This is a genomic window from Frankia sp. R82, assembly GCF_023716925.1.
GTDB lineage: Bacteria > Actinomycetota > Actinomycetes > Frankiales > Frankiaceae > Frankia.
In genome coordinates this window covers 1-11,878 of the sequence record NZ_JAMQQG010000337.1, presented here as the reverse complement: position 1 = coordinate 11,878, position 11,878 = coordinate 1, and the positions used below count along the sequence as shown (strand labels likewise).

The window sequence follows — 11,878 nt, the reverse complement described above, 5'->3', positions numbered from 1 at the left end:
CGCGGTGGCCGTGGCGGCCGTGGCGGCCGTGGCGGCCGTGGCGGCCGTGGCGGCCGTGGCGGCCCGTTCTATCGCGCTGTGGAAGGCCCGCAGCCGGCCGAGGTCCCGCACGTCACCGACGAAGATCGCGCCGTCGGGGGCGAGCAGGTCCAGCGCACCGAGCAGCACGCCGCGCAGGTAGTCGGCGCTCGGGAAGTACTGGATCACCGAGTTGATCACGATGGTGTCGAAGAAGGCGCGGGGCAGACCGTCGGTGACGTGCGCCGGGGCGTGGCGCAGCTCGACGGCGCCGAACCGGGCCGGGTCGGCGGCGACCTCGGCGCGCAGCTTCGCGATGACCGGGGCGGCGAAGTCCGTCGCCCAGTACGCCGCGCAGTCGGGGGCGAGCGGGCCGAGCAGCAGCCCGGTGCCGACCCCGATCTCCAGGATCCGCCGGCCCGATCCGTCCCCGTCGCGCGACCGCTGGGGCGCGAGCGCCCGGATCCGCTCGACGGTGGCCGCCCGCCACTGGCGCATGTCGGGCAGCGGGATCGGCGTCCCGTCGTAGCTGGAATCCCAGCCGGCGAAGTCCGCCACGGTGGCCGCGGTCGGGATCCGTTCGTACTCGTCGGTGTAGATCTGCTGCCACTCGCCGACCTGCTCGGTCTCGGTCGCCGCCCGGTCGTCCGCCGCGCGCCGGGCCGGCACGACGTAGGCGACCAGCCGCTTGGCGCCCGGCAGGGTCGGATCGGGGACGGCGATGACCGCGGACTGGCTGACCGCCGGATGGCCGTCGAGCGCCGAGACGACCTCGCCGAGTTCGATCCGGTGGCCGCGGATCTTGAGCTGGTCGTCGGTGCGGCCGAGGAAGTCCAGGTTGCCGTCGGGCCGGCGGACCACCAGGTCCCCGGTGCGGTACATCCGTGCGCCCTGGTGGACGGGGTCGGCGACGAACCGGGCCGCGGTCAGGCCGACCTGCCCCAGGTAGCCGCGGGCCAGGCCGTCTCCGGTGATGTAGAGCTCGCCGGCGACGCCGTCGGGGACGGGGCGCAGCCAGCGGTCCAACACGTGCACGGCCGTGTTGCGGATCGGCCGGCCGACCGCGGGGGTGACGCTGTCGGACGTGCCGGCGCCGAGGGTGTTGATGGTGTACTCGGTCGGCCCGTACAGGTTGTAGCCGGCGGTGTCGTCGGTGTCGCGCAGCCGGTTCCACACCGAGTCGGGCACCGCCTCCCCGCCGAGCATGACCAGCGCCGGACGGTGCCGGCCGGCGCCGGGCGCCGCCTCGGCCGCGTCCTCGTCCCGCTCGAGCAGGCCGGCCTCGAACAGGTGCAGCGCGTAGGTCGGCGTCACGTTGACGACGTCGATGCGGTGCCGGTCGCAGTAGGCGACCAGTCCCTCGGCGTCGCGGCGCAGCTCCTCGTCGCAGATGTGCACTTCGTGGCCCTCGACCAGCCAGAGCAGCTCCTCCCAGGACATGTCGAAGGCGAACGAGACGGTGTGCGCGATGCGCAGCTGCCGCCCGCCGGCCGCCGCCACCGTGGGGGCGAAGATCTCCCGCTGGTGGTTGAGCTGCATGTTCGTCAGCCCGCGGTAGGGCGTGACGACCCCCTTGGGTCGTCCCGTCGACCCGGACGTGTAGATCACGTAGGCGGGATGGTCGAGCCGGTCGGCCCGGTCGGGGGCGAACGCGCCGAGTTCCGTGTCCGACAGCGCCCCCGACGCGGTGGCGGCAAGCTCCGCAGCCAGCTTCGGGTCGTCGAGCTCCAGCCACCGCACCGCCGGGGAGGCGGTGCGGTCCGGACGGGATGCCGCGGCGCCGTCTGGCCCGACGGCACCGTCCACATCGGCGCAGCGGTCGGCGCCGTCCGGGAGTTCGGTGAGGTAACGGCGGGCCGCGACGGTGGTCAGGGCCAGGGTGGCGCCGGCGTCGGCGACCATGCTCACCAGGCGGGCCGGCGGATGGTCGAGTTCGAGCGGCAGGTAGGCCGCGCCGGTGCGCAGTACGGCGAACAGGGCCACGACCATGTCCAGGGTGCGGCCAAGGCCCAGGGCGACCACCGTCTCCGGGCCGGCGCCGCGGGCGATCAGCAGCCGGGCGACCTGGTTGACCCGGGTGTCGAGGGCGGCGTAGGTCAGCCGCTGGTCACCGAGGACGAGCGCGGTCTCGGCGCCGACCACCGCGGCCCGGGTGGCCAGCAGATCGGCGATGGTCTCGGTGCCGATCGGCTCGCGCACCAGCGCGGTGTCGACGGCCAGCCGGGCCCGCTCCGCCGGCAGCAGTGGGTCGATCCCGCCGACGGGCGCGTCGAGGTCGGCCGCCAGGGTGGCGACGGTGGCCAGGAACCGGTCGAACAGGGCGTGCGCGAGCGGCGCGCCGACGACGTCCGCCCGGTACTCGAGGCGCATCGTGATCCGCGCGCCCGGGAACAGGACGAACGTCAGCGGGAAGTGGGTGTGGTCGAGGCTTGAGCCGCCGATGATGCCGTGGCGGGCGGTGGTCTGCTCGTTCGCCACCTCGTCGATGAAGTTCTGCAGCACGTAGAGCGTGTCGAACAGCACCGGATGCCCGCTGGCCCGCTGGATCTCGGCGAGCCCGAGGTACTCGTGGTCGAGCAGATCGAGGCGGTCGCCGGCAACCCGGCGCAGCAGGTCCCCGACGGACTCGGCCGGATCGAGCCGGATCCGCACCGGGACGGTGTTCAGGAACAGCCCGACGACCTCGTCGATGCCCTTGAGGTCGGTCGGCCGCCCGGCCACCGTCGTCCCGAACACGATGTCGTCACTGCCGGTGACGCTCGCGAGCACCAGCGCCAACGCCGCGTTGAAGATCGTGTTGAGGGTGACACCGTGCGCCCGGGCGGCCGCGCGGGCCGCCGCGGTGGTGGCTTCGGGCACCTCGGCGGTGATCCGCTCCGGCGCGACCGGCGCCAGCCCCCGCGCCGCCGGGATCACCAGGGTGGGCTCGTCCAGCCCGTCGAGCGCCGTGCGCCAGGCCACCTCGGCCGCCGCCGTGTCCTGTTCGCCCAGCCAGGCCAGGTAGTCGGCGAAGGACGCGCCCGGTGCCGCCGGGCCGGCCGGTGCAGCCGGGGTGGCCAGGGCGGCGTAGCGGGTGAGCAGGTCCTCGACGACCAGGGCGCCGGACCAGCCGTCCCACAGCAGGACCTGGCGGTTGATGACGAGTCGGTCGAGGCCGTCGGCCAGGTGCAGCAGGGTCAGCCGGAACAGCGGCGGCGCGGCGACGTCGAAGGGGCGGGCCCGGTCAGCCGCCGCGATCTCGGTGGCCCGCTGGTCACGCACCTGTTCCGGGAGCCCGGTCAGGTCGATCTCCTCGACCGGCACCGGCAGGTCCCGAACAATGACCTGCACCGTGTGCGGCAGCGCGTCGCTGAGGAAACCGGCCCGCACGGTCGGGTGGTGGGCCATGAACTCCGCGGTGGCGCGGCGCAGCCGATCGACGTCCAGCCGGTGGTCGAAGTCGAAGGAGAACTGGGCGGTGTAGGCGTCGCTGGTGCGGTCCAGCGCCCACTGGAAGTACAGGCCTTCCTGCAGCGGGGACAGTGGCCAGACCGCGTCGATCCCGGCCGGGAAGGCCCGCGCGATCTGCCGCGTCTGCACCTCCGACAGTTCGACCGGCGCCGACAGTTCGACCGGCGCCGGCGGGACGAGGGCGGCCAGTTCGTCGAGGGCGGTGAGGAAGGCGGCGGCGATGCGGGCGACCGCGTCCGGGGCGAGGACGGTCGTGAGAAACGTGAACGTGGCCTGCAGGCGCGGGCCCTGCGCCGTCTCGACGCAGGCCACGTCGACGGTCAGGGGATAGCCGACGCCGAGGCCCGGGTCGGGTGCGGCGGCGAGCGCGTCGAACTCGGCGGCCGGGGCGAACTCGACCCGTCCGTCGGTACCGAACCGGCCCAGGTAGTTGAACAGCACCTGGGCGCGTCCCGCGGCGGCGAGGGCGGGCCCGGCCAGCGGGTTGGCGTAGCGCAGCATGCCGAAGCCGACCCCGGCGTCCGGCACCGCCCGCAGCGCCGCGCCGACCTCGGCGAGCACCTCGCGGATCGGACCCTGGCCGGAACCGAGCCGCACGGGGGCGATGCTGGTGAACCAGCCGACCGTGCGGGCGAGGTCCACCTCCGGGGTGAGCTCGGTGCGCCCGTGCCGTTCCAGGTCGACGATCAGCTCCCCGGACAAATCATCCGACGGGATCGCCCGGCGCAGCGCAGTGAGCACCACGTCGGTGATCTCGGCGCCGGTGGTGACCGGCACGCCGGTGAGCAGCGCCGATGTCGTCGACACGGGCAGGTCGACCCGCAGCCGTTCGGTGCCGGCAACCGTGCCCACCGCGCCAGGTCCCGGTGGTTCGGTGCCGGCCGCGGCGATCGGCCGTCGGGCTGGCGCGGTGAAGGGGCGTCCGCCGGGGGCGAGGGTCGCCAGCCAGTGCTCCAGCTCGCCCAGCCGTTCGGGTGCGCCGGCGGCGTCGGCGAAGATCCGGGTGAAGGCGCGCAGCGAGGTACCGACCGGGTCGAGGGCAGCGGGCTGCCGGGCACGCACCGCCGCGTACGCCTCGGCCAGGTCGTCGAGCAGGATCCGCCACGACACCCCGTCGACGACGAGATGGTGGACGACCAGCACCAGCCGGCCGGGCCGGTCCGGTCCGGCGTCCAGCCACACCGCCCGCACCATTGCCCCGGCGTCGGGGTCGAGCCGGCCCGCGGCCGCACCGGACGCGGCGGCGATCGTCGCCCGCAGTGCCGGCTCGTCGAGCCCGGCCACGTCGATCCGGGTGAGCAGGTCCGGGTCGGCGCCGGCCGGCGGGTCAACCTGCAGCAGCCACACCGACGGTGCCGGGCGCAGCAGGCGGGCCCGCAGCCCGTCGTGATGTTCCCGCAGCGCCTCGAGCGCCGCCCGCAGGCTCGCCTCGTCGGCGCCGGCCGGCGTGTTCACCAGGAAGGCCTGGTTGAACCGCCGGATCTGCCCGCCCCACTCGGCCAGTCGGGCGATGATCGGCAGCGGTGTCAGCATCCCGAACGCCTCGCCGTCGGGTGCCGCGCCGCCAAGGGTGCCAGCGGCCGAGCGACCGGTGACCGCCGCGGCGACGGACGGTGCGGACGCTACGGTCCCGTCCGAGGTGGTGCTGGTCAAGGTGGTGCTGGTCAAGGGTGCGGGGCCGTGCGGGGCGGGGGTGCGGGCGGCGACGAGGGCGGCGAGCGCCGCCGGAGTGCGCTGCAGGAACACCTCACGGGGGGTGAGCCGCACGCCCTCCCGGCGGACGCGGTTGACCAGCCCGATGGCAAGGATGCTGTCGCCGCCGAGCGCCAGGAAGTCGTCGTCGACGCCGACCCGGTCAAGCCCGAGGACGGCGCCGAACACCGCGCACAGGGTTCGTTCGAGCTGCGTGCGCCCGGCCCGGCCCGAGGTCGCGGCGGCGAGGTCGGGGGCGGGCAGCGCGGCCCGGTCGAGCTTGCCATTGCCGGTCAGCGGCAGGGCGGCCAGCGCGACGATGGCCGCGGGCACCATGAACTCGGGCAGTGCAGCCGCGACCCGGGCCCGCAACGCCGCCGCGTCGACCTGCCCGGCACTGTCGGGACCAGCACTGTCGGGACCAGCACTGTCGGGACCAGCACCGTTGGAGCCAACGCCGGACGGAACGACGTAGGCGATCAGGCGGGGCCGGCCGGTGGCGTCGGGGCGGGCGAGAACGACGGCGTGGGCCACCGTCGGGTCGGCGGCGAGCACCGCCTCGATCTCCCCCGGCTCGATCCGGAAGCCGCGGATCTTAACCTGGTCGTCAGCCCGGCCCAGGTATTCCAGCCTGCCGTCCGGGGCCTGCCGGGCAAGGTCACCGGTACGGTACAGCCGGTCGCCGGGCCCGCCGTGCGGGTCGGCGACGAACCGGGTGGCACTCAGCCCGGGCCGGCCGAGGTAGCCGCGCGCGAGCTGCATCCCACTGACGTAGATCTCCCCGGGCGCACCCGGCAGGACGGGGGTGAGGTGCCGGTCGAGCAGCCGTGCCCGCAGGCCGGGGATCGGCTCGCCGATCAGCCCACGTCCGCCGGTGCCGCAGGAGGCGTCCAACGGCAGGTAGGTGACGTGCACCGTGGTCTCGGTGATCCCGTACATGTTGACCAGGCGCGGGGCGTCCGGCGCGTACCGGGCGTACCAGGGCTGGAGCCGGCTGGTCTCCAGCGCCTCCCCACCGAAGATCACCAGTCGCAGTGCCAGCGCGGGGGCGTCCGACGCGGCGTCCCGGTCAGCGTCGATGAGGGCGGTGAACGCGGACGGCGTCTGGTTCAGGACGGTGACCGACTCGCGGGCCAGCAGGGCGCGGAACGCCTCGGGCGAGCGGGACACCTCATGGTCGACGACGACGAGACGGCCGCCGTGCAGCAGCGGCCCCCACAGCTCCCAGACGGAGAAGTCGAACGACACCGAGTGGAACAGCGTCCACACGTCGTGGTCGTCGAAGTGGAACCAGGCCCGGGTGTCGGCGAACAGCCGCACCACGTTGCGGTGCGCGACCAGGGTGCCCTTGGGCCGTCCGGTGGAGCCGGAGGTGTAGATGACGTAGGCGAGGTTGTCCCCGCGGGCCCGGCGGGCGCCGGCGCGCGCGTCGACGTCGGAACCGGAGTCCGGCGGGGTCGGGGGCAGCTCGGCAAGCGCGGCGGTGACCAGCGGATCGTCCAGGGCGAGCAGCGGCACGCCGGCCCGCACGGGCAGCGTCCCACGGACGGCGACGGTCGTCACCGCACAGACCGGGGCCGCGTCGCGCAGCATGAAGGTGATCCGCTCGGCTGGGTAGGCCGGGTCGACGGGGAGGTAGGCCCCGCCCGCCTTCTGCACCGCGAGCAGTGCCACGACCAGGTCGATCGAGCGGGGCAGGGCGACCGCGACGATCGATTCGGCCCCGACGCCGCGAGCACGCAGCAGCCGGGCGAGCCGGTTCGCTCGCACGTCCAGCTCGGCGTAGGTCAGCTCGGTCTCCCGCCAGCGCAGCGCCACCGCGTCCGGTGCGCGGCGCACCTGGGCCTCGAACAGCGCCGGCAGGGTCACCTCCGGGTCGAACCCGTCGGACGACGAACCGCGGGGTGCGAGGGTGAACGCCGGCTGGGGAGCTTGGGCGGCCAGGGCGCCGATGGGACGGTCCGGGTCGGCGGCGATGTCGGCCAGCAGGGCGAGCATCCGGTCGGCCAGGCCCGCCACGGTCCCGGCGCCCAGCAGGTCCGGCTGGTAGCCGAAGGTCAGCCGGGGCCGGTCACCGGGGATGACCCGGACGGTGAGGGCGAAGTGGGCGGCGTCGTGGCCGTCGATGCCGACCAGGCGCGGGCCGCCAGGTGGCAGCAGGGTGGCCGGCTCGAACGGGTAGGACTCGACGACGAGCAGCGTGTCGAACAGTTCCCCGAGCCCGGCCGTCGCCTGGATCTCGGCCAGACCAAGGTGATGATGGTCGAACAGGGCACCCTGCGCGGCCTGCAGGTTCACCATCAGGGTGACGACGGGGTCACCGGGGCGCACCGCCACCCGCACCGGCACGGTGGTGACGAACAAGCCGACCATCGCGTCGACGCCGGCCAGCGCCGGCGGGCGACCGGAGGCCGCGGTGCCGAACACGACGTCGTCACGGCCGACGGCCCGCGACAGCAGCACCGCGTGCGCGGCCCGCAGGATCGTCGCGAACGTCACGCCCCGCTGTCGTCCAAGAACGTCGAGGCGCCGGGCGAGATCCGTGTCGATCTCCCGCTCCAACGCGACCGGCCCCGCCGCCCTCCGCGGCACCTCGACCGACTCGTCTGCGGTAGGTGCCGCTGGCGTGCGGTGGCCGTCGGCGGGGGCGAGCAGGGTCGGCGCCTCGAGGCCGGCCAGTGCCATGCGCCAGGCGGCCCGGGCGGCGTCCGCGTCCTGGGCCTGTAGCCAGCGCAGATGGTCGGCGTACGGCCGCGGTGCCGGCAGCCGGGACGCGGCCTGCGCCGGGTCCGCGGCACCGGCGAGGGTGAACAGCTCGCGCAGCAACAGCGGCAGCGACCATCCGTCGGTGACGATGTGGTGGGCGCAGACGGCCAGGGTGGCCGTGTCCGCGCCGGTGCGCACCCACAGGAAGCGGATCAGCGGTGGGGCCGCCAGATCGAACCGCCCGGCCCGGTCGGCCTCGATCAGCCGGCGGGTCTCGGCCCGGGTCTCGGCGACCGGCCAGTCGGAGAGGTCGACCACGGTCCACTCCGGCTCCGCGGCGGGCAGAACCACCTGCGCCGGGGCACGCCCGTCGGACACGATCGCGGCCCGCAGCACCTCGTGCCGGGCGACCAGCGCCCGTGACGCCGCCCGCAGCCGAGCCACATCCCCGGCGACTGACGCGTCCCCGGCGACTGGCACGTCCTGCAGGTCCAGGACGAACTGCAGGACGTAGACGTCGGAGCTGTCCTCGCCATCGAGCAGCCGGTGGAACAGCAGTCCCGCCTGCGACGGGGACAACGGCCACACCTGCGTCGCGGCCGGGAACCGCGCCCGCCAGCGCGCCAGATCCGTCTCGTCCACCGCCAGCGCGCTCGGTTCAGCCAGTTCGGCCGGTTCAGCCAGTTCGGCGAGTTCGGCCAGTTCGGCGAGAGCCGCGACGGTCGGGTGGGCGAAGACGTCGGCCAGGGCCACCGTCAGCCCGTGGGCCGCGGCCCGGGTGACCATCGCGAACGCCAGGATGCTGTCGCCGCCCAGGTGGAAGAACGAGTCGTCGACGCCGACTCCGGGCTGGGCGAGCACCTCGGCGAAGGCGTCGCGCAGGATCGTCTCGGCCACGGTCGCCGGGGCCCGGCCGGCACCGGCGGCGGCGAGGTCCGGCGCGGGCAGCGCCCGGCGGTCCAGCTTGCCGTTGGCGGTGGTCGGCAGTGCCGCCAGCCCGACGAACGCTGCCGGCACCATGTGCCCGGGCAGCCGGCTCGCCACGTGCGCCCGCAGCCGCTCGGTCCACACCCGCCGTCCGTCACCGTCGGCATCGGCGGCATCGGCGGCGGCATCGGCCGCGGGTACGACATAGGCGACCAGGATGCGGCCGGCGGGGCCGTCCTCGCGGACGACGGCGGCGGCGCGGGCCACCGACGGATGCGCGGCGAGCACCGTCTCGATCTCGCCCAGCTCGATCCGGAAACCGCGCAGCTTCACCTGGTCGTCCGTGCGGCCGGCGACGTCCAGCTCGCCGCTGGCCGTCCAGCGCGCGAGGTCGCCGGTGCGGTACATCCGCTGGTCGGGGTGGAACGGGTCGGCCACGAACCGGGTGGCCGACAGCGCCGGACGGGCCAGATAGGCGGCGGCCACGGCCGGCCCGGCCAGGTAGAGCTCGCCGGTCGCCCCGGGTGCCACGGGCATCAGCGCGCCGTCGAGCACATAGGCGTGGACGTGGCGCAGCGGCCGTCCCACCGTCGGACGACCGCACGCCGCACCCCTGCCCCCGGTCGGGCCGGTGGTGGCCCAGACGGTCACCTCGGTCGGGCCATAGACGTTGGTCACGTCGCGGGCCCGCTCGGTGAGTTCGCGGGCCAGGTCGGGCGGCAACGGCTCGCCGCCGCACAGGACGCGCACCGGCAGCGGCCCCGGATCGGCCGCGGCCAGGATCGACCGCCACTGGGACGGGGTCGCCTGGGCGATCGTCACGTCCCCGGACGTCACGATCGCGGCGAGCCGCGCCGGGTCCCGGCCCGCATCGGCCTCGACGAGACGGCAGGACGCACCCAGGGTCAGCGGCGCCAGCAGTTCGACCGTGCTCGGGTCGAAGCCCAGGGTCGTCGCGCCGAGCAGCCGGTCGTCCGGGCCGATCCGCACCGCCTCGACGAACGACGCGAGGAACACCGCAAGCGACCGGTGGGTGACGACCACACCCTTCGGCCGTCCCGTCGACCCCGACGTGTAGATCACGTACACGGCGCTGTCCGGGTCCACCGTCGGCGGCCATGTCGTCGGCGCCGGCTCCGCCGCGGAGACGGCGGTCGTGGGGGCGCTGGTCGCGGAGACATTGGTCGCGGAGGCATTGGTCACGGAGACATCGAGCAGCAGAAGTCCGGTGCCGGGCGGGCGGGGCAGGCCGGCGGCGAGGGCGCTCGTCGTCACCAGCACCGTCGGTGCCGCGTCGGCGAGCACGAAGGCGATCCGGTCGGCCGGGTGGTCGACGTCGACGGGCAGGTACGCCCCGCCCGCCCGGCCGATGCCGGCCACCGCCACGACCAGCTCGGCCGTGCGGGGCAGCGCGACGGCGACGACGGTCCCGGGTCGCACACCCTGACCGACCAGCGTGCGGGCGAGGTCGTCGGCGCGCGCGGCCAGCTCACCGTAGGTGAGGCTGCCCGCCGCGGTGACCAGTGCCGTACGCTGCGGTGCGCGGGCGGCCTGGGCGGCGAACCGGGTCGTCCACGGCACCGTGCCGGAGGCGTCCGCGTCCTCGGTGACGTTGCCGGCGGTGCTGACGTTGCCGGCGGTCAGGACGCGGGCCCGTTCCTCGAAAGCGAGCAGGTCAAGGATGCCGATCGGGGCGTCCGGGGTGGCGAGGGCGGCGGCGAGCAGCCGTGCCAGCCGGGGGCCGACCGACTCCGCGAACGCCGCCGACACCACGCCGTGCTGGTAGGTCGTCTCCAGTTCGAACCCGCCGGGATCGGCCTCGGCGCCGTCGGCGAACTCGGCGACGACCAGCAGCGGGAACTGGGCGGTGCCGTTGTGCAGCGGGCGGCGCACGCCGTGCAGGTCGCGGCCGCGCAGCGCCCCCGCGGCCGGCCGGCGTACCGCGATCATCGTGGCGAACAGGCTGGACACCCCGTCCGCGCGGTCCGGGTTGACCGCGCGGGCGACGTCGGCGAGGTCGACGTCGGCGTGGGCGAAACCGCCCCGGCACACCTCGCGGGCGCGCAGCAGCAGGTCGGTGAACGTGTCGGCCGGCCCGACGGGCAGCCGCAGGGCCAGGCTGTTACCGAAATAGCCGAGCACGCCCGCGGTCTCGGTGCCGTCCCGGTTGACCACCGGCGTGCCGATGGTGACGTCCCGGGAGCCGGTCACCCGGTGCAGCAGGGCCGCGTAGGCGGCGAACACCACCATGAACGGGGTGGCCCCGTGCCGGGCGGCGAACGCACGGACCTGACCAGCCAGCTCCTCCGACGCCTGATGGACGACCTGCCGACCACCGTCCGTCCCCGTCCCGGCAACCGCGGCACCGGCACCGGCACCGGCACCGGCACCACGGTCGTCGGCGGTGGGGGCCGGCAGGGTCACCGGTTCGGCCAACGGGGACAGGGCCTGGCGCCAGTAGACGAGCCCGGACTCGTCCGGGCCGTGGGCGGGCGGTGCCACGTCGAGGTACTGGCCGGGGGTCGCGTCGACTTCGCGGGCACCGGCCTTCCGGACACCGGCCTCGGTGGAGTCGGCCGCGCCGACGGTGTCGTAGGCGGCGAGCAGGTCGCCGAAGAAGATGTCCCAGCAGGCGTCGTCCCAGGCGATGTGGTGCGCGGCCAGCGCCAGGGTGTGCCGGTGGTCGTCGTGGCGGATCACGGTGACCCGCAGCGGCGAGTCGGCGGCCAGGTCGAACGGACGGCGGGCGGCCCGCAGTGCGGCGTCCCGGGTGACCTCGGCCTGCCGCTCGGCCGGTTCGGCGCCGACATCCACCCGGCTCCAGCCGGGTTCGACGTCGTCGCGCACGACCTGTTCGAGCTCGCCGCCCGCGGTCACCCGGTAGGTGGTGCGCAGGATCTCGTGCCGGCGGGCGACGGTGCGCAGCGCGGCGTGCAGGGCGTCGACGTCCAACGGGCCGGTCAGGTCGAAGGCCGTCGAGATCGTGTAGGCCCGGCTGTCGGGCCGCAGCCGCGCCAGGAACCACATCCGGCGCTGCCCCGCGCTCACCGGATGGCCCTGGCCGGGCGCGCGCACCGGGTTCGCC

1 protein-coding gene is annotated in these 11,878 nt (G+C 75.0%); it reads right to left on the bottom strand.

Translation table 11 applies throughout. The features are described 5' to 3' along the window. On the bottom strand, positions 1 to 11,868 hold an 11,868-nt coding region (locus ND747_RS27670), incomplete at its 3' end, for an amino acid adenylation domain-containing protein (protein ID WP_374216340.1). Positions 11,869 to 11,878: the final 10 nt, after the last annotated feature.